We start from the raw sequence: 18,595 nt of genomic DNA on the forward strand, positions 1-18,595 counted from the left end.
CCGGTGCGGCCGTCGTCGTCGCGGGAATCAGCGGGGGCGGCGCCGCTCGAGGAACTCCGTCATCCGCCGGTGCTTCTCCTCGTCCTCGAAGAGCACCGCCTGGCTGACCAGGTCGAGGTGCGGGTGCGCGGCGGCCGGCGCGTCGACCGCCAGCTTGGTCAGCCGCAGCGCCAGCGCGGAGCCCTTCGCCATCTCGTCGAGCAGCCCGTGCGCGGTGGGCAGCAGCTCGCCGGGCTCGGCCACCACCCGGTTGACCAGCCCGATCCGCAGCGCCTCCTCGGCGTCCACCCGGCGGCCGGTGAAGAGCAGTTCCTTGGCCCGGGCCTCCCCGATGAGCGCCGGCAGCCGGTGGGTCGCGCCCGCGCCGGCCAGGATCCCCAACCGGACCTCCGGCTGGCCGAACACCGCCCGTGCCGTGCAGACCCGCAGATCGCAGGCGTACGCCAGCTCGGCGCCGCCGCCCAGCGCGGGCCCGTCCACGGCCGCGACGGTCGGCATCGGCAGCGCCCGGATCCGGGCGAAGGCCGCCGAGTTGATCGCCGCGAGGGCGTCCAGCCGGCCCCGCTCGCGCAACTGCCCGATGTCCGCCCCACCGGCGAAGATCCCCTCGGTGCCGCCGGTGAGCAGCAGCAGGCGGGGCCGCGCCTCCAGCTCCGCGCAGACCTGGTGCAACTCGGCGATCAGGTCGGCGTCGATGGCGTTGCGCTTCTCCGGCCGGTCGAGCGTCACCACCAGCCGGTCCGGGTGCTCCTCGATCCGCAGCCCGCTCATGAGCGCACCCCGCCTTCCCAGCGGTAGAAGCCCTCGCCGGACTTCTTGCCCAGGCGGCCGGCGGCCACCATCTCCTCCAGCAGCGGCGGCGGGGCGAACCGGTCCCCGTACGCGGCCTGCAGGGTGCGCGCGATGTCCAGCCGCACGTCCAGGCCGACGATGTCGGTCAGCTCCAGCGGGCCGACCGGGTGCCGGTAGCCGAGCACCATCGCCTTGTCGATGTCGGCGGGGCTGGCCACCCCGTCGGCGACCATCCGGATCGCCTCCAGCCCGAGGGTGACCCCGAGCCGGGAGGTGGCGAAGCCGGGCATGTCGCGTACGACGACGGGGTCCTTGCCCAGCCGGCCGGCGAGCGCGACCGCCTCGGCGGTGGTCTCCGCCGCGGTGGCCGGGCCGACCACGACCTCCAGCAGGGCCATCGCCCAGACCGGGTTGAAGAAGTGCAGCCCGAGGAAGCGCTCGGGCCGCGCCAGCCCCTCGGCCAGCGCGGCGATCGGGATGCTGGAGGTGTTGCTGCCCAGCAGCGCCGGCCGCAGCGCCTCGGCCTCGCGCAGCACCGCCCGCTTCAGGTCCGGCCGCTCCGGTACGGCCTCGACCACCACGGCCGGCTCCTCGGCGACCTCGGCCAGCCCCGTGCGCAGCGTCACCCGCTCCCGGTTCGTCGCGGCCCGCTCGGCGTCCAGCTTGCCGCGTGCCACCGCCCGGTCCCACAGCTCGCCGAGCCGTTCGAGGGCCGCCGCGCCCCGTGCCCGGTCCACTTCGACCAGCTCGACGGCGTGCCCGGCCCCGGCGGCCACGTACGCGATGCCGAGCCCCATCGTGCCGGCACCGACGACGACAAAGCGGTCGCTCATGACGCCTCCCTGTCTCCGGTGGCGGGACGGGGTCGACCCGTGCCCCGCCGCCCGCTCCACTCGCTCATGGGCCGACCCTATGCAGCGGCGATCTCCCCGGCATGCGTGGGGGCGCGGCGGATCGGGTACCACGGCACCCAACCGAGGGAAGGACGGGCCAGATGAGCCAGGCACCGGAGACCGTGCACGCCGCCGACACGGCGGAGACCGTGGAGACCCGCGGGGACGAGCGGGTCGACCTGCTGCGCGCCGACACCAACAACGACGGCCGCACCGACGTCTGGGTGGTCGACACCGACGGGGACGGCAAGCCCGACCTGTTCCAGTTCGACACCGACGGCGACGGCAAGGTGGACATCACGATGGTCGACCTCGACGAGGACGGCACCCCGGACGAGGTGGTCGACGGCGACGGTGGCCTCCCGCCCGAGCAGCTTCCCCCGACCGTCCAGGTCTGACGCCCGCGCCCCGGGTTCCCGCCGCGGGCGGGAATCCGGGCGTGCGGCCCTCCGCCGGGGCGTCAGCCGGCGAGGCGCAGGGTGGCGAGGTAGTACGGCGCGTCCCGGTCGTCCACGTCGGTCAGTCGCCAGCCGCTGCCCCGGACCAGCTCGGCCAGCTCGTCCGGGGAGCAGACCAGGTAGTCGAACCACTCGGTGCCCAGCTCCCGGTAGCGCAGCCGGAGCCGGAGCTGCCCGCCGAAGCGCCCCCGGCGCCGGTTGCGCTCGTGGTAGCCCGTGTGCACCGGGTCGCGGGTGCCGTACGGGTCGGTGCCCTGGGCGATGACCTGTGCTCCCGGCCGGGCCAGCGCGGCGAGCGCGGCCAGCAGGGCCGGTGCCCGTTCCCGCCCCTCCAGCAGGCCCACGTTGTTGCCGAGCAGCAGGAACGTGTCGTAGCGGCGGCCGTCGGCGGCGTGCGCGTCGACCGTGCCGTGCACCAGGTCGCGTACGCCCCGGCGGCGGCAGACGGCCAGCGCCCCGGCCGAGGTGTCCAGCCCGGTGACGGGCACCCCCCGCTCCTGGAGCAGCAGCGCGATCCGGCCCGCCCCGACGCCGACGTCCAGGGTCGCGCCCCGGACCCGGTCCACGGCCCGGTGGTCGTACGGCTGCCAGTCCGCCGGCCCGTCGAGGTAGTGGGCGGCGGGCGCGCCGTTGATGAGCCCGTCGTCGCGCTCGATGATCTCGATGACCGGTCGCGGCAGCCGCCCGCCGGCCAGCGGCCGGGGGCCGACCCCGGTGGCCACGGCGTACGCGTCGCGCAGCATCTCTCCGAACACGTCACCGATCCGTGGCTCCGCCGTCACGGGCTTCACGCTATCCGGCCGGTCAGTCAACGCGGCGGCCGTATCCTGGCGGGATGACCACCCTGGACCGCCTCGGCGCGGAGAAGTACATCCTGCTCACGACCTTCCGCAAGGACGGTCGGGCGGTGCCGACCCCGGTCTGGGCGGTGCGCGACGGCGACGCGCTGGCGGTGTGGTCGGCGGCGGACGCCGGAAAGGTGAAGCGGATCCGGCGCAGCGGCGACGTCACGGTGGCGCCGTGCGACGTGCGGGGCCGGCCGCACGGCGAGGCGGTCGCCGCCCACGCGACCCTGTGCGACGCGGCCGGCACCCGGCGGGTACGTGAGCTGATCAAGCAGAAGTACCGGCTGGTCGGCCGGCTCAGCCTGCTCGGCAGCCGCCTGCGTCGCGGCGAGAGCGGCACGGTCGGCATCCGGGTCGTGCTCACCGACCGGCCGTCGACCGACGCCTGATCCATCCGCCGTACGTGGGCGGGACGAGACACGACGAAGGGCGGCGGACCATGTCCGCCGCCCTTCGTCCACACCTGTTCACTCCCGGTCGGTCAGTCTCCCTGCCGCTGCTGCGGGATCTGACCCTGCAACAGTGCCCTGACCTCCGACTCCCGGTACCGACGGTGGCCACCCAGGGTGCGGATGGCGCTGAGCTTGCCCGCCTTGGCCCACCGGGTCACCGTCTTCGGGTCGACACGGAACATCGACGCCACCTCGGCCGGTGTGAGTAGCGGCTCTGGTTCGTGCGTTCGCGATGCCATCGGTCACTCCTCCACATGTATAGACATCGGCCGGGGTCCCGCCGGCCGACGCGTCTCCCATGGTCCGGCTAGTCCCCGATGTCCGACATGGGCCGAACGGCCGAACGTCCCTAGACGGACGGATGAACCATGCCCGATTTATGCGACTTTTACACGGCAGAAAGTACCTTATTCGGACTCATGATCACGGTTCGTGATGAGTCAACTACGAGCTTGCCTCGACTTGGGAGCGCTCCCTGGGCGTTTTCGCCTCAGTTGCACCGTTCCAGCAGCTGGACCGCCCGCCAGCGCGCGACCAGCCGGTCGTACGCCGCCGACGCCTCCTCGGCCTCGCCCTGGGACAGTCCGGCCAGGCCGGTCGCCACCAGCTCGGGCGAGTCGTCGGCGGCCAGCGTCTCGTCCGACAGCAGCTCGACCAGGCCCCCGTAGTCCAGCTCCACCATCGAGCGGGGGTGGAACTCCTCCAGCCAGCGGGCGGCCTCCTCGACCGCCTCCGTGATCGGGGCGTCGCCGATCGACTTGCGCAGCACGGACAGGGCCCGCGACGACCGACGCCGCGCCTTGGAGATCTCCGTCCGGTAGCACAGCGCCCGCAGCCCGGGGTGGGTCACGTGGTTCCGCTCCTCCGGGTCGAAGAGCACGAACCAGCGCAGCGGCACACCCCACGTCGCGGTCTGCTCGTGTACCCGTGGCACGCCGTGCTCCAGCACCCGGGCCCCGCTGCGCCAGTCCTCAACCGCCGCCTTCGCCTGCCCGGCGAGCACCGGCGGGACGAAGGCGTCGGCCAGCACCGGCGGCACGCCGTCGCGGGCGTTCAGCGCCGCCTCGGCCACCCGGATGCGCAGGTTCCACGGGCAGACCAGCAGGGTCTCGTCGGTCTCCAGGACGTACGCCTCGTCCGGCAGGTCGGGCAGCCGGGTCCAGCCGGCGCCGAGCGCCTCCAGCACCGACGTCCGTTGCCGGACCGGCCCCTCCACCGGTGCCACCGCCCGCCCCTGCTCGACGTAGCGCCGCCAGTACGACTGGCGGTCCCGGTCGAAGGCGGTCAGCGGCTCGTACACGCGCAGGTATGAAGCGAAGAGCGACGGCACGGCGCGATCCTCCCACGAATCGGAACCCGGCCGACGTCGGCGGCCCGATCACGCGCGCCTTGGGCGGCCGGACGGCGTCGGCCGATACTAGGCTCACCGACACCGGCAGCATCCCGCCGGCGGTCCACAGGTCCGCGTCCCACAAGGACGCACCCCACACCAGGAGCGAGTCATGGGCGTATTCGCCACCACCGAAGACCCGGGGTCCAGCGGTCACGAACAGGTCGTGTTCTGCCAGGACAAGCAGACCGGCCTCAAGGCGATCATCGGCATCTACTCCACCGCCCTGGGCCCCGCGCTCGGCGGGACCCGGTTCTACCCGTACGCCAGCGAGTCCGAAGCCCTGGCCGACGTGCTCGACCTCTCCCGGGGCATGGCCTACAAGAACGCTCTCGCCGGGCTGGACCTGGGCGGCGGCAAGGCCGTCATCTGGGGCGACCCCGAGCGGATCAAGAGCGAGGCGCTGCTGCGCGCGTACGGCCGCTTCGTGGAGTCCCTCGCCGGGCGCTACTACACCGCCTGCGACGTCGGCACCTACGTCGCCGACATGGACGTGATCGCCCGCGAGACCTCGTACGTCACGGGCCGCAGCGTCGAGCACGGCGGCGCGGGCGACTCCTCCATCCTCACCGCGTGGGGCGTCTTCCAGGGCATGCGGGCCGCCGCCGAGCACGTCTGGGGCGCCCCGAGCCTCGCCGGGCGGCGCGTCGGCGTCGCCGGCCTGGGCAAGGTCGGCAAGTACCTGGTGGGCCACCTGGTCGACGACGGCGCCGAGGTGGTGGCGACGGACGTGAACCCGAAGGCCCTGGAGTGGGCGCGCGCGACCCACCCGCAGGTCGCGCTGGTCGACGACGCCGCCGCGCTGGTCGCCGCCGACATCGACGTGTACGCCCCCTGCGCGCTGGGCGGCGCGCTCAACGACGACACGGTGCCCGCGCTGCGCGCCAAGGTCGTCGCGGGCGCGGCCAACAACCAGCTCGCCCACTCGGGCATCGAGAAGCTGCTGGCGGACCGCGGCATCCTCTACGCCCCCGACTACGTCGTCAACGCCGGCGGCGTGATCCAGGTGGCCGACGAGATCGAGGGCTTCAACTTCGAGCGGGCCAAGCTGCGCGCGACCCGGATCTACGACACCACCCGGGAGATCCTGCGGCTGGCCGACGCCGAGGGCGTGCCGCCGGCGGTGGCGGCGGACCGGCTCGCGGAGCGGCGGATGGCCGACGTCGGCCGGCTGCGCACGATCCACCTGCGCTGAGCGCCCCCGGGGGCGGAGCGTCGTTCCGCCCCCGGCCCCGCAGGGCGGCCCGTCCCGTTAGGCTGGATTCAGGAGGCTTTGCCCGGTGTCACGGGCGCTCCCGGTGCCGCTCCTTACCGGGTACAATCGGTGACGGCCGGATGACCGCGACGCGCGGTGTCGGTCGACGGTAACCCGAGGTGCCGAACGATGGCATCCCCATGTACCGTAAGAGCCACGAGAGATGCCTGACGTCATCGGGGCCCGCCTTCGGGCTGCCCCGCATTCTGTGCGAGGGGGTCGAGCCATGGGGCGCGGCCGTGCTAAGGCCAAGCAGACGAAGGTGGCCCGGGAGTTGAAGTACCACTCCCCGAACACCGACCTCACCGCCTTGCAGCGCGAACTGGCGGGTGCTGGTAAGTCTGAGCACAACTTCGACGACGACTACAAAGAGTATGTCGACGACGATGATGAGGATCACGCGGACGAAGACCCGGATCCCTGGGTACGTCCGCCCCGCTGACCTCCGGTAACAGCTGAGCACGCGGTGTCGCCCGCGTGCTCACGCATGTGCCCATCGAAGCGGCGCCAAGACCGACGATCAGGGACCTGCCCGTGCCGGAGAACCCTCCGGCCGACCGGCAGGTCCCTGATCACGGTCCGGCTCAGCGGGGACGGTTGTTCCAGTTGTAGAACGTCGGGATGTTCTCGAAGTGGTTCCAGGCACACACGGCGCTCGCGCCGTCGCCGCCCGCCACCTCGGCCCGTAGTCGCCGCGCGGCCTCGGCCTCGTGGAGGAGTGCGGAGAGTCCCGGCGCGGCTTGCCGCACCCGATCGGCGACCTCGTCCGGGGTGTCCGTCCTCCGGTCAGGCTGCCGGTGACTGGTGGTCTCGGGCATGCTCCAACACTCCCTCCAGTAAGTGGATCTTGCTGTTGCGGCAGTGCGCGGTCTGCGTACCGTCGAAGCGCCCCTGTTCGAAGTAGCGGTTGGCCGCGTGGCCCCCGCCGCAGAACCCGAAGTAGGGGCAGGACGAACGGCACGCCTCGACGCCGGCGAGGAACTCGCCGACCCAGGGCGTCCGGTCCGCGTGGGCGAGGATCTCGGCCAGCGGGGTGGTCAGCACGTTGCCGCTGCTGAAGTCGCCGTAGCGGACGTCGGTGAAACCGGCCAGCTCCGGGGAGAGCACGATCACCGAGCCGTCGTGGCCGACGGTCGGGATCGGGTCCAGCCGCCGGGGGAGCACGTCGTCCGCGCTGCCGTCCAGCACCGCCGCGGCGTACCGCAGCGACCACTCGACCTCACGCAGGTGGATCCGGGGCTCCCGGCGCCAGGCCGCCACCAGCTCCGCCCAGAAGGCGGTCACCAGCTTCTCGTCGTGGGAGTTGTCGCGGAGGTTGACCCCCTCGGTCTCCTCGATGTTGACCCCGAGCACGTCACAGCCGAGGTCGAGGAAGTAGTCGTACAACTCGGTGGCCAGGCCCGGCCCGGGGCGGCCCACCACGGCCAGCGCCGAGAACGGCAGGCCGTGCCGGCGCAGCGCCGCCACCCCCCGCATGATCCGGTCGTACGCGGGGCCGCCGCCCCGGGTGACCCGCTCGCCGTTGCGCTCCCGGGGACCGTCCACGCTCACGCTCACCCGCACCCCGTGCTCGACGAAGAACGCGCACCAGGCGTCGTCGATCAGCGTGGCGTTGGTCTGGACGTGGTGCTCGACCTGCGGCCCGAACGGCGCGATCAGCGCGGCGAGGTGCTCCCGGCCGGCGGCCAGCGGCTCGCCGCCGTGCCACACCACCGAGAAGCGGCCCGCCGCCGCCCAGGGATTGACCGACGCGGCCACCGCCTCGGCCACCGGCACCGACATCCGCCGGTCGACCGCCCGCAGCGGCAGGTAGCAGTAGGCGCAGTCCAGGTTGCACAGGGTGGTGGGCTGCATGACCACGTACGAGGGGACGGCGGCCAGGCCGCGCATCCCGCTGAACGACCGTCCCCGAGCAGCCATTGCCCTCCTCAGCGCCTGAAGGGCTGTCGGGAACCCGGGCGGGTGACCCGACAGCTTGAGGGTGCCCTTCAGGCTAGGCGGCTACGGCCACTCGGGTGAAGCCCTGATCAGGTGCCCGTACGATCACCGCGAGTTGATCAGCCCCGGGTGTGCTGGCCGATCATCTGCACGTTGCCGGAGCCCTCGATGATCTCGCCGGCCTGCCACGCGTCGACGCCCCGGCCCGTGAGGGTGGCCAGCGCGCGGTCCGCGTCCTCGGCGGAGACGATCGCGAACATGCCGACGCCCATGTTGAAGGTGGCCTCCATCTCCGGGTCCTCGATCCGCCCCTTGGACTGGATCAGGTCGAAGATCGGCTGCGGCTTCCAGGTGGAACGGTTGACCACCGCGTCGACGTGCTCGGGGAGCACCCGGACCAGGTTGCCGGGGATGCCGCCGCCGGTGACGTGGGCGATGGAGCGCACCTCCGCCTCGGCGATCAGCTTGAGGCAGTCCTGCGCGTAGATCTTCGTCGGGGTCAGCAGCTCCTCGCCGAGGGTGCGCTGCCGGCCGAAGTCGTCGATCACCACGTCGAGCCGCATCCGGCCCGCGCCCAGCAGCACGTGCCGCACGAGCGAGTAGCCGTTGGAGTGCAGGCCGGAGGAGCGCATCGCGATGACCACGTCGCCCACCTCGACCCGCTCCGGGCTGAGGATGTCGCTCTCCTCCACGACGCCGACGCCGGTAGCGGAGATGTCGTACTCGTCCGGACGCAGCACGCCCGGGTGCTCGGCCGTCTCGCCGCCCAGCAGGGCGCAGCCGGCGTAGCGGCAGCCGTCGGCGATGCCGGCGCCGATCTCGGCGACCTTGTCCGGCACGACCTCGCCGGTGGCGATGTAGTCGAGCAGGAAGAGCGGCTCGGCGCCGCAGGCCACCAGGTCGTCGACGACCATCGCCACCAGGTCGATGCCGACCGTGTCGTGGATGTCCATCTGCTGGGCGATCACCAGCTTGGTGCCCACGCCGTCCGTGGACGAGGCGAGGATCGGGTTCTTGTACTTCTTCGTGTCCAGGCGGAACAGCCCGGCGAAGCCGCCCAGGTCACCCATCACCTCGGGGCGCCGGGTCTGCTTCACCTTCGACTTCAGCAGCTCGACCGCGCGGTCGCCCGCCTCGATCGAGACGCCGGCGTCCGCGTACGAGACCGAGCGTTTGCGCGCCGGGCGGCCGGTGCCGGCCGTCCAGGGCTGGCGGTCGCCGTTGGCGCCGGTCGGGCTGCTTCCTGCGCCGCTGCGCTCGGACACGTGCGTCACGGTTCTCCCCTTTGGTTCTGGCGCCGTGCCGGCGGTGACCGGCCGCGCCGGGTGGTGCTACGGGCGGTGTGTGGTCACGCCGCCCGGAGTGGCGACGAGCGGGGCGGTGTGCTCCGAGGTGTCGGACGCCTGCGCGGCGACCCGCCGGCCCACCCCTTCGAGCACGTGCTTGCCGATCAGGTTGCCGGCGGGGAGCTCGATCGGGTATTCCCCGTCGAAGCACGCACGGCACAGCCGGGTCTTCGGCTGCTCGGTGGCGGCGATCAGGCCCGGGAGCGACACGTAGCCGAGCGTGTCCGCCCCGATGGAGCGCCGGATGCCGTCGTTGTCCAGCCCGTTTGCCAGCAGCTCGGCGCGGGTGGCGAAGTCGATGCCGTAGAAGCACGGCCAGTTGACCGGCGGCGAGGAGATGCGTACGTGCACCTCCAGCGCGCCGGCCTCGCGCAGCATCCGCACGATCGCCCGCTGCGTGTTGCCGCGCACGATCGAGTCGTCGACCACGACCAGCCGCTTGCCCCGGACGTTCTCCCGCAGCGGGTTGAGCTTGAGCCGGATGCCGAGCTGGCGCAGCGTCTGCGACGGCTGGATGAAGGTGCGCCCGACGTACGGGTTCTTCATCAGGCCGGCGCCGTAGGTGATGCCCGACTCCTCGGCGTAGCCGATCGCGGCCGGAGTGCCCGACTCCGGCACCGGGATGACCAGGTCGGCCTCGACCGGGTGCTCCTTGGCGAGCTGGCGGCCGATCTGCACCCGCGCGGAGTGCACGTTGCGCCCGGCGATGGTGGCGTCGGGGCGCGCGATGTAGACGTACTCGAACAGGCAGCCCTTGGGCTCCGGGGCGGCGAACCGGCTGGAGCGCAGCCCGTCCTCGTCGATCGCGATCAGCTCGCCGGGCTCGACCTCGCGGACCACGCTCGCGCCGACGATGTCCAGCGCGGCCGTCTCGCTGGCCACCACCCAGCCACGCTCCAGCCGGCCGAGCACCAGCGGGCGCACGCCGTGCGGGTCGCGGGCCGCGTAGAGGGTCGACTCGTCCATGAACACGAAGCTGAACGCGCCCCGCAGCCGCGGCAGCACCTCCAGCGCCGCCGCCTCGACCGACAGGTCCGGGCGGCTGGCCAGCAGCATCGTCACCAGGGAGGTGTCGTTGGTCGAGCCGTCGGCGAGCAGGCCCCGCTCGCTGACCTCGCGCTGGAGCTCCGCCGTGTTGACCAGGTTGCCGTTGTGGGCCAGCGCGATCGTGGTGCCGGACGTGGTGGAGCGGATGGTCGGCTGGGCGTTCTCCCAGGTCGAGCCGCCGGTGGTGGAGTAGCGGGCGTGCCCGATCGCCACGTGCCCGCGCAGGCTGGCGAGGGTCGGCTCGTCGAAGACCTGGGCGACGAGGCCGAGGTCCTTGTAGACCACCACGCCCGAACCGTCGCTGACCGCGATGCCCGCGGCCTCCTGGCCACGGTGCTGGAGGGCGTAGAGACCGAAGTACGTCAGGTTGGCGACCTCCTCCCCGGGCGCCCAGACGCCGAAGACGCCGCACGCGTCCTGGGGGCCTGGTCGTTGGGGATCAAGGTCGTGGCTCAGCCGGCCGTCGCCTCGGGGCACCTGCGCTCCCTCATGCTGGTCTGGACCGGCCTTGCGGAATCACGCGGGGGCGGGATCCGCACTCCTCGGCCGGGACCACTGTCGTCGCCTGACAGTGTACGCGAATCCATGTCGATACAGAAAGTCACGATACGGCTCCGACGCGTCACCGGTCGATGGACATCGCGGCAGCTAGAGCGGTAGGTACGCGGAGAGATCGGCCCGGATTCCGCTCACCCGTACGCGACCGTGGGTGATCGCCTCGGCCCATTCGAGCCGTCCGGTGGCCACCTCCAGCCAGGTCCCCGGCTCCATCTCGACGACGTTCGCGGGGGTGCCGCGGGTGTGTCGGGGACCGGAAACGCACTGAACTGCGCCGTAAGGTGGGACACGCACCTCCACCGATCGGCCGGGGGCGCGCTCCGCGAGGACGGTCAACAGGGCACGGACCGCCTCCCGGAGGACCGGTCGATCGGGCGTACGCCCCTCGTCGAGCGCCGACAACGCCGCCGCGACCGCGGCGGACTTAATGTGCGGAGAGGACACGACGGGACGATACGGCTTCAGCGCGCCACGCCTGACGCTGGCCCTGGGTCGCGCCGATCCGGTCAGACAAGGCATAGTTGCCGACGGCGTATTCGTACCGTGATGATCCCCGGCCCGGCGACCCGCCGCCGAGGGAAGTCAGTCCGGAAGGCGGTGGACGTGTCAACACACCGACGTGCCTGGAAGCAGCGGGCCGGTGTGGTCGTGGCGCTGGTTGTCGGCGCTCTGCTCGCTGCCCCCGCCACACCAGCCCTGGCCGCGGACGTCACCGTGTCGCCCGGCTCGGTCACCGTCAACGCCGGCAGCGACGCCGCCGTCACCGTGCAGGTGACCCCCCGGGACGGCGACGAGAAGGTCCAGATCAGCCTCGCCGGCCTCCCGGGCGGCGTGAGCTGCGCCGGCGGCTGCGGGACGATCGACTTCAACAACGACCGGCCGAGGTCCCAGCTGCTGCGGCTGCGGGCCAACGACAACGCTGGCGACGCCAACGTCACCGTCACGGTGGCGGCCGAGGGCGACAAGTCCGGCCCCGGCACCGCCACCTTCCAGCTCGGCGTCAAGGGCAAGGCCCAGCCGTCCCAGCCGGCCCCGGTGCAGACCGTCAAGTCGGTCTCCGGCAAGGTCGTCGTCCAGGCCAACGGCAAGGCCGTGCCGAACGCCGTGGTCATGCTCCAGGACGGCGCCGGCAAGAAGATCGACACGATCAGCGACGACGACGGCAACTTCCGCTTCAGCGGCAGCAGTGAGAAGCCGATCGCGCCCGGCCGGCTCGCCGTCGGCGCCAGCGTCGGTGAGGTGTACGCCACCAAGAGCTTCGACGCGTCCGCCGGGCAGAGCGTCACCGGCCAGCGCATCGCCCTGGCGATCAAGGTCGAGACGACGCCGAGCGCCACCCCCTCGGCCACCGAGGAGGCTCTCCCCACCGAGGAGCCGGTCGAGGAGACCCCCGAGGAGAGCGCCGAGGCGACCCCGGGCGCGGCGGCCAACGCCAGCAACGAGGACTCCGGCGGCATGGGCTCCTGGCTGATCATCCTGCTCGGCGGCCTGCTCGTCGCCGCCGGTGTCGGCACGATCGTGCTGCTCTGGATGCGGCGCAAGGACAGCGGCGACGAGGTCGACGACACCCCGGCGGGCGCGGCGGCTGCCGGCGCGGTCCCGGCGGCGCGCGGGGCGTTCCGGGGCGCGGACGACCAGACCCGGGTGGTCAACCGGGTGGGCGCCACGCCGGATCCGACGATGGTCGGCGGCACCGCGCTGAGCGACGCCCCGACGATGATGCACCGCCCCGTGGTCGACGACGTACCGCCGGACCCGTACGGCGCCCCCCCGCAGCCCTACGGCGCGGCGGGCAACCAGCAGGGCTGGGCCGGCAGCGGCTACGGCGACGAGCCGGCCGGCCCGGGTGGCTACGGCGCCGCCGGCTACGGCAACGCGCCCTCCTCCGGCGGCGGCTACGGCAGCGGCGGGTCCGGCGGCGGCTACGGCAACGCGCCGTCCTCGGGCAGCGGCTACGGCAGCAACGACTACGGCGCTCCGACGGGCGCGGCCGGAGCCGCGGGCTACCCGCCGGCGGGCGGCGGCCGGGGCTACGGCGAGCGCTACGACGAGCCGACCGGCCGCTACACCGGCGACGCCACGCAGTACCCGGCCCCGGCCGACCCGTACGCGACCGGCGTCTACCAGCCGGAGCAGGGTCAGGGCTACGGCCAGTCCGAGCCCGGGGCGTACGGCCGCGGCGGCGAGTCGACCGGCGGCTACGAGCGGGGCGGCTACGGTCAGTCGGGCGGCTACGGCGGTCAGGAGCCCCCGGCGTCGCGCGGCGGCTACGGCCAGCCGAGCGGCTACGACCAGCCCACCTCGTACGACAACCAGGCCGGCTACGGGCAGGGCGGGTACGGGCAGGAGCCCCCGCAGCAGCGCGGCGGCTACGAGGACCGTGGCGGCTACGGCGGCCAGGAGCCCTCGACGTCGCGCGGCGGCTACGGCCAGCCGGGCGGCTACGACGAGCCGACCGGTCACGGCCGCCCGGACGGCCCACCGCAGCAGGACCGGGGCGGGCGCCGGCTGGACTGGCTCGACGACTGACCCGCGCGGGGTACGCCCCGACGACACAGCACCACGGCGAGGGCCGTCCGGATCCCGGGCGGCCCTCGCCGCCGCTCGCGGCTCCATCCAGGACGGGCCGGACTCCGGGCACCCTTGCCGCTCGCGGCTGCGCCGGGATCGGGCCGGATCGTCGCAGCCGGCCGACGGCCTGCGCGAGCCCGTACAGCAGGTCGCGTCGAGGCCCGCGCGGCAGGGCCGTCAGGTGGCGGAGAAGACGCCCTGGCGCAGCACCGGGACCACGCCCGACACGCCGACCCGGACGGCGACCTCGACGTCCTCGCCGAAGCCGCCCTCGGTCAGCTCGCGGCCCGACACGCTGCCACGGACCGCGGCGGGCACGTCGGGGGTGCTGGCGAGCGCGGCGAGCGCCATCGCCGCCTCCACGGACAGACCGCCGGGCACACCCGACAGGGCGTCCAGCACGCAGGCCGCCCCCAGCTGGTCCTCCACGGAGGGCCGAAGCGAGCCGTCCGGCCAGCGCTCACCCGAGGCGATCACGCCGATCGGCGCGTCCGTCGCGCCGTACCCCTGGTGGGTGAGCCAACGGCCGACGGCGCGCGCGTTGCGCAGGCAGGCCGCGACCACCGGCAGCCCGGTGGCGCTGGCCGCCGCGCTGATCGCCGAACCGTTCGGCGACGGCAGCACCAGGTCGGCGACGACCGGCGCGGTGCTCAGCGCCGCCGGGGAGAGCGACCACGGATGGTCCGGGCCCACCTGCCGGCGGCCCACCGCCGCGACCGCGCCGACCCGCCGCGCGTAGTCGGCCGCCTGCTCGCCCCACGGGAACGGGTGCACCCGCATGCCGCGCCCGACCGCGACGTCCACGGCGGTGGTGAACGACAGCACGTCCACCACCACCAGCACCGCGCACACCCGGCCCAGCTCGGCCGCCCCCGTCAGCCCCCAGTCGAACCGGGCACCGGAACCGGGTTGGACGTGGACGGCCGCGGCCACCGCCTCAGCGCTGACCGGGCTCGGTGTCACCGGGCTCGGGAACCGACCCGGCGGCCTCGGCCGCCGGCTGCTCCGGGCGGGGCCCGGCGGTCTCCGCCTGGGCCACCGGCTCGACGGCACCCGTCGGCGGGACCGGCGCGGCCGACGCGATCGGCTCGCTCGCGACGGCCGACGGATCCACCGACGCCGCCTCGGCCGACTCGGCGACGGGCAGCGGCACGGCCTCCACCGCACCCGCCACGCCGGCGGCCGGGGCGGGCACCTCGACGACCCCGGCGCCCCCGAAGAGGCGCGGCAGCGTCTCGCTGTGCGCCGCCCGCAGCTCGTCCAGGCCGATCCGGAACTGGCCGTGCACCTCGAGCGCCCCGCCGGTCGGGTCGGTGACGCCGATCAGCTCGAACGGCACGCCACGCTCGGCGCAGAGGGCGGTGAACGCCTTCTCGTGCCCGCGCGGCACCGACACCAGGACCCGGCCGGCGGACTCGCTGAACAGGTAGACGAACGGCATCGAGCCGCCGTCGAACCGCTCCGGCACCGCGATCCGGGCGCCGACGCCGCGCCGCAGGCAGGACTCCACGAGGCTCTGCGCGAGGCCGCCGTCGGAGAGGTCGTGCGCCGAGCTGAGGTGCCCGACCCGCGCGGCCTCCGCCAGCAGGTCGGCCAGGAGCCGCTCGCGGGCCAGGTCGACCTGCGGGGGTACGCCGCCGAGGTGCTCGTGGGTGACCCAGGCCCACTCCGAGCCGGAGAGCTCCACGTGCGTGTCGCCGAGCAGGAAGAGCTGGTCGTGGTCGCCGCCCGGCCGGGCCACGAAGCCCATCGGCACACGATCGGCCACGTCGTCGAGCACGCCGAGCACACCGACCACCGGGGTCGGGTGGATCGGCGCGGCGCCCGTCTGGTTGTAGAAGCTGACGTTGCCACCGGTGACCGGGATGCCCAGTTCGGCGCAGCCGTCCGCCAGGCCACGGACGGCCTCGGCGAACTGCCACATCACGCCCGGGTCCTCCGGCGAGCCGAAGTTGAGGCAGTTGGTGACGGCGATCGGCTTCGCGCCGGTGACGGCCACGTTCCGGTACGCCTCCGCCAGCGCGAGCTTCGTGCCGTGGTAGGGGTCGAGCCGCGCGTACCGGCCGTTGCCGTCCACCGACAGGGCCACGCCGAGGCCGGTCCGCTCGTCGATCCGGATCACGCCGGAGTCCTCCGGCTGGGCGAGCACGGTGTTGCCCAGCACGTAGCGGTCGTACTGCTCGGTGACCCAGGTCTTGTCGGCCAGGTTGGGCGACGCGATCATCCGCAGCACGGTCTCGCGCAGCGCCTCCGGGTCGGCCGGCCGGGGCAGCGTCTCGGCGCGGTCGGCCTGGAGCAGGATCAGGTCGGCCGGCTCGCGCATCGGGCGGGCGTAGACCGGACCGTCGTCGACCAGCGAGCCCGGCGGCACGTCCACCACGAGCTGGTCACGCCAGGTGATCAGCAGCCGGCCCGGCTGGCCGTCCGGCGCCGGCGGGGTGACCTCGCCGATCGCCGTTGCCCAGACGCCCCACTTCTCGGCGGTCTTGAGCACCGCGTCGAGCTTCTCCGGCTCGACGACCAGCAGCATCCGCTCCTGCGACTCGCTGGCCAGGATCTCGTGCGGCTCCATCGAGGGCTCGCGCAGCGGCACGCGCTCCAGCCAGACCCGCATGCCGGTGCCGGCCGCCGCGGCGGTCTCGGTCAGGGCGCAGGTCAGGCCGGCGCCGCCGAGGTCCTGGATGCCGACGACCAGCCGGGCGTCGTAGAGCTCCAGGCAGGCCTCGATGAGGAGCTTCTCCATGAACGGGTCGCCGACCTGCACGGACGGGCGGCGCTGCTCGCTGCCCTCGTCGAAGGTGGCGCTGGCCAGCACCGACACGCCACCGATGCCGTCCCGGCCCGTCCGCGCGCCCATCAGCACGACGACGTTGCCCGGGCCGGCGGCGGCCTTGTTCTGGAGCCGGTCGACCGGCAGTACGCCGAGGCAGAGCGCGTTGACCAGCGGGTTGCCCTGGTAGCAGGGGTCGAAGACGACCTCGCCGCCGATGTTCGGCAGGCCCAGGCAGTTGCCGTAGCCGCCCACGCCGGCGACGACGCCGGGCAGCACCCGGGCGGTGTCGGGGTGGTCGGCGGCGCCGAAGCGCAGCGGGTCCATCACCGCGACCGGGCGGGCGCCCATGGCGAGGATGTCCCGCACGATGCCGCCGACGCCGGTGGCCGCGCCCTGGTAGGGCTCGACGAAGCTCGGGTGGTTGTGCGACTCGACCTTGAAGGTCACCGCCAGCTCGTCGGAGACCTGCACCACGCCGGCGTTCTCGCCGATGCCGGCGAGCAGCCGGTCGCTGGGCGGGGCCTTCTCGCCGAACTGGCGCAGGTGCACCTTGCTCGACTTGTAGGAGCAGTGCTCGCTCCACATGATCGAGTACATCGCCAGCTCGGCCTGGGTGGGCCGCCGGTCGAGGATCTGTCGGATCCGCTCGTACTCGTCGTCGCGGAGCCCCAGCTCGGCGTACGGCTGGAGCTCACCGGGGGTGTCCCCGGCGCGCGGCACGGTGTCCAGGCCGTCGGCCCAGTCGGCGGTCGCCGGCCCGGTACGCCCGGCTGGCGGCACGACGGCGGCCGGACGCGGCTCCACCGGCTGCGCCGGCGCGGCCGGGAAGGCCTCCGGGTTATCCCGTACCTCGTCCGGATGGGTGGTCATGACGTCTCCTCGCTGCGCTCGCGTCCGCCCGACGGGCGGGTGAGCCGACCGATGATGCCGCGCACGGTCACGCCGGCGCCCCCACCAGGTGCTTGAGCACCGAGGTGAAGAAGCCGAGACCGTCCAGGGAGGGGCCCGTGAGCGCCTCCACCGCGTGCTCGGGATGCGGCATGATGCCGACCACGTTGCCGGCGGGGTTCGTGATCGCGGCGATGTCGCGCTGCGACCCGTTGGGGTTGCCGCCGACGTAGCGGGCGACGACCCGGCCCTCGGCTTCGAGCTGGTCCAGCGTCGCGGTGTCGGCGACGTAGCAGCCCTCGCCGTTCTTGACCGGGATCAGCACCTCCTGGCCGGGCTGGAACGCGTTGGTCCACGCGGTGCCGGTCGACTCGACGCGCAGGACCTGGTCGCGGTTGCGGAAGTGCAGGTGCTGGTTGCGGGTGAGCGCCCCGGGCAGCAGGTGCGCCTCGCAGAGGATCTGGAATCCGTTGCAGATGCCGAGCACGGGCAGGCCGCCCCGGGCCGCGTCCACGATCGTCTGCATGACCGGCGCGAACCGGGCGATGGCGCCGCAGCGCAGGTAGTCGCCGTAGGAGAAGCCACCGGGCAGGACGACGGCGTCGACCCCGTGCAGGTGCGGGTCACCGTGCCAGAGACGGACCGGTTCGGCGCCCGCGATCCGTACGGCCCGGGCCGCGTCCCCGTCGTCGAGCGAGCCGGGGAAGGTGACCACACCGACCCGGGCGGTCACGAGCGGGCGTCCACGGTCTCGTCGGCCTCGACCACGCGGACCGTGAAGTCCTCGATGACCGGGTTGGCGAGCAACTTGTCGGCGATCTCCCGGGCGCGGTCCAGGTCCGGTTCACCGGTGAATTCGATCTCGATCCGCCTGCCGATCCGAACCGAGGCGACGTCGCTGACGCCGAGCCGGGGCAGCGCGTTTGCGACGGCCTGGCCCTGGGGATCGAGGATCTCGGGCTTGAGCATGACGTCGACGACGACGCGAGGCACTGGGCACTCCTGACTGTGTACGCAGTTGGGTGCCGACCCACAACGGGCGAGCGCAGCCAGCCTACCTGGCAGATACCGCCCCGGACGCACCGGCCGGACGCGGTTCAGACAGTGATCGACATTCCCGGCGTGGGGCCGGGAGACCGATACGGGTTCGTTGCGATCCCGATGCGTATCCGTTGCCGACCAGCCCGTTTCGCCCCGCTCCGTCGGGACGTCGGACTGCCGCCCGATCGCCCGGCCCGCCATACCATCTCATCCATCATTTCCGATGGATCTCTTGTGAACGACATCTCAGGGGCCCTACCGTACATCGTCGTACGTCGATCGGACGTGCCCGACCGTCGGGCCACCCCCGCCCGCCGGCCGTCAGCTCGACCCGGTGAACCCGGGCCC

19 protein-coding genes are annotated in these 18,595 nt (G+C 73.4%); 5 read left to right on the forward strand and 14 right to left on the reverse strand.

Going from position 1 to position 18,595, the window contains the following annotated elements; genetic code table 11:
* Window positions 1-27 precede the first annotated feature (27 nt).
* Entirely contained in the window at window positions 28-771 is a 744-nt protein-coding gene (locus GA0070610_RS26860; RefSeq protein WP_089002611.1) for an enoyl-CoA hydratase/isomerase family protein, read from the reverse strand.
* On the reverse strand, window positions 768-1,625 hold the full coding sequence (locus tag GA0070610_RS26865; RefSeq protein ID WP_089002612.1) for a 3-hydroxyacyl-CoA dehydrogenase family protein: 858 nt from the start codon (window positions 1,623-1,625) through the stop codon (window positions 768-770). Before GA0070610_RS26865 ends, GA0070610_RS26860 begins: the two co-directional genes overlap by 4 nt.
* A gap of 161 nt (window positions 1,626-1,786) precedes the next feature.
* On the opposite strand from GA0070610_RS26865, the gene GA0070610_RS26870 reads away from it, so the two are divergent.
* Window positions 1,787-2,083, forward strand: a complete 297-nt coding sequence (locus GA0070610_RS26870; RefSeq protein ID WP_089002613.1) for a hypothetical protein — start codon at window positions 1,787-1,789, stop codon at window positions 2,081-2,083.
* 62 nt (window positions 2,084-2,145) lie between these two features.
* On the opposite strand, the gene GA0070610_RS26875 is transcribed toward GA0070610_RS26870, so the two are convergent.
* Complete coding sequence (locus GA0070610_RS26875) at window positions 2,146-2,925, reverse strand: class I SAM-dependent methyltransferase (protein ID WP_089003772.1); 780 nt, start codon at window positions 2,923-2,925, stop codon at window positions 2,146-2,148.
* Window positions 2,926-2,978: 53 nt separating this feature from the next.
* On the opposite strand from GA0070610_RS26875, the gene GA0070610_RS26880 reads away from it, so the two are divergent.
* Window positions 2,979-3,377 (forward strand): PPOX class F420-dependent oxidoreductase, encoded by a 399-nt coding sequence (locus tag GA0070610_RS26880; RefSeq protein ID WP_089002614.1) that lies wholly within the window; start codon window positions 2,979-2,981, stop codon window positions 3,375-3,377.
* Between the two features lie 92 nt (window positions 3,378-3,469).
* Here the strand turns inward: GA0070610_RS26880 and GA0070610_RS26885 are convergent, their stop codons facing one another.
* Complete coding sequence (locus GA0070610_RS26885) at window positions 3,470-3,679, reverse strand: BldC family transcriptional regulator (protein ID WP_007073996.1); 210 nt, start codon at window positions 3,677-3,679, stop codon at window positions 3,470-3,472.
* A 251-nt stretch (window positions 3,680-3,930) separates the two neighbouring features.
* Window positions 3,931-4,770 carry a hypothetical protein gene (locus GA0070610_RS26890; RefSeq protein WP_089002615.1) on the reverse strand — a complete coding sequence of 280 codons (840 nt, stop codon included), beginning with the start codon at window positions 4,768-4,770 and terminating at the stop codon, window positions 3,931-3,933.
* A gap of 172 nt (window positions 4,771-4,942) precedes the next feature.
* On the opposite strand from GA0070610_RS26890, the gene GA0070610_RS26895 reads away from it, so the two are divergent.
* Together GA0070610_RS26895 and GA0070610_RS26900 are read left to right on the forward strand one after the other, a co-directional pair.
* Window positions 4,943-6,025 carry a Glu/Leu/Phe/Val family dehydrogenase gene (locus tag GA0070610_RS26895; protein WP_089002616.1) on the forward strand — a complete coding sequence of 361 codons (1,083 nt, stop codon included), beginning with the start codon at window positions 4,943-4,945 and terminating at the stop codon, window positions 6,023-6,025.
* Between the two features lie 286 nt (window positions 6,026-6,311).
* Window positions 6,312-6,527 (forward strand): DUF3073 domain-containing protein, encoded by a 216-nt coding sequence (locus tag GA0070610_RS26900; RefSeq protein ID WP_089002617.1) that lies wholly within the window; start codon window positions 6,312-6,314, stop codon window positions 6,525-6,527.
* Window positions 6,528-6,669: 142 nt separating this feature from the next.
* Here GA0070610_RS26900 and amcA read toward each other — a convergent pair whose 3' ends face one another.
* The 5 genes from amcA to GA0070610_RS26925 all read right to left on the reverse strand — a co-directional run bounded on the left by amcA (window position 6,670) and on the right by GA0070610_RS26925 (window position 11,418).
* Window positions 6,670-6,903 (reverse strand): multiple cyclophane-containing RiPP AmcA, encoded by a 234-nt coding sequence (gene amcA / locus GA0070610_RS26905; RefSeq protein ID WP_089002618.1) that lies wholly within the window; start codon window positions 6,901-6,903, stop codon window positions 6,670-6,672.
* The gene (amcB, locus tag GA0070610_RS26910; protein WP_331716526.1) at window positions 6,872-7,975 is read right to left on the reverse strand and encodes a cyclophane-forming radical SAM peptide maturase AmcB; all 1,104 of its coding nucleotides are present in this window, start codon (window positions 7,973-7,975) and stop codon (window positions 6,872-6,874) included. The genes amcA and amcB overlap by 32 nt, the downstream gene beginning before the upstream one ends.
* A 167-nt stretch (window positions 7,976-8,142) precedes the next feature.
* Window positions 8,143-9,297 carry a phosphoribosylformylglycinamidine cyclo-ligase gene (gene purM / locus GA0070610_RS26915; protein ID WP_089002620.1) on the reverse strand — a complete coding sequence of 385 codons (1,155 nt, stop codon included), beginning with the start codon at window positions 9,295-9,297 and terminating at the stop codon, window positions 8,143-8,145.
* Window positions 9,298-9,354: 57 nt separating this feature from the next.
* Complete coding sequence (purF, locus tag GA0070610_RS26920; protein WP_089002621.1) at window positions 9,355-10,893, reverse strand: amidophosphoribosyltransferase; 1,539 nt, start codon at window positions 10,891-10,893, stop codon at window positions 9,355-9,357.
* Window positions 10,894-11,064: 171 nt separating this feature from the next.
* Complete coding sequence (locus GA0070610_RS26925; RefSeq protein ID WP_089002622.1) at window positions 11,065-11,418, reverse strand: sterol carrier family protein; 354 nt, start codon at window positions 11,416-11,418, stop codon at window positions 11,065-11,067.
* Window positions 11,419-11,577: 159 nt separating this feature from the next.
* Here GA0070610_RS26925 and GA0070610_RS26930 point away from each other — a divergent pair, with 159 nt between their 5' ends.
* Complete coding sequence (locus GA0070610_RS26930) at window positions 11,578-13,503, forward strand: carboxypeptidase-like regulatory domain-containing protein (protein ID WP_331716486.1); 1,926 nt, start codon at window positions 11,578-11,580, stop codon at window positions 13,501-13,503.
* A 219-nt stretch (window positions 13,504-13,722) separates the two neighbouring features.
* On the opposite strand, the gene GA0070610_RS26935 is transcribed toward GA0070610_RS26930, so the two are convergent.
* The 4 genes from GA0070610_RS26935 to purS all read right to left on the reverse strand — a co-directional run bounded on the left by GA0070610_RS26935 (window position 13,723) and on the right by purS (window position 18,199).
* Window positions 13,723-14,478 (reverse strand): 2-phosphosulfolactate phosphatase, encoded by a 756-nt coding sequence (locus GA0070610_RS26935; RefSeq protein ID WP_089002623.1) that lies wholly within the window; start codon window positions 14,476-14,478, stop codon window positions 13,723-13,725.
* A 4-nt stretch (window positions 14,479-14,482) separates the two neighbouring features.
* On the reverse strand, window positions 14,483-17,188 hold the full coding sequence (gene purL, locus GA0070610_RS26940) for a phosphoribosylformylglycinamidine synthase subunit PurL (RefSeq protein WP_231925828.1): 2,706 nt from the start codon (window positions 17,186-17,188) through the stop codon (window positions 14,483-14,485).
* 67 nt (window positions 17,189-17,255) lie between these two features.
* Window positions 17,256-17,939, reverse strand: coding sequence for a phosphoribosylformylglycinamidine synthase subunit PurQ (purQ, locus tag GA0070610_RS26945; RefSeq protein WP_089002624.1), 684 nt, complete (start codon window positions 17,937-17,939; stop codon window positions 17,256-17,258).
* A complete protein-coding gene (gene purS / locus GA0070610_RS26950) occupies window positions 17,936-18,199 on the reverse strand; it encodes a phosphoribosylformylglycinamidine synthase subunit PurS (RefSeq protein WP_089002625.1) in 264 nt (87 codons plus the stop codon). Before purS ends, purQ begins: the two co-directional genes overlap by 4 nt.
* Between the last annotated feature and the right edge of the window lie 396 nt (window positions 18,200-18,595).

Source organism: Micromonospora echinofusca, from assembly GCF_900091445.1.
In the GTDB taxonomy this organism is placed as follows: domain Bacteria; phylum Actinomycetota; class Actinomycetes; order Mycobacteriales; family Micromonosporaceae; genus Micromonospora; species Micromonospora echinofusca.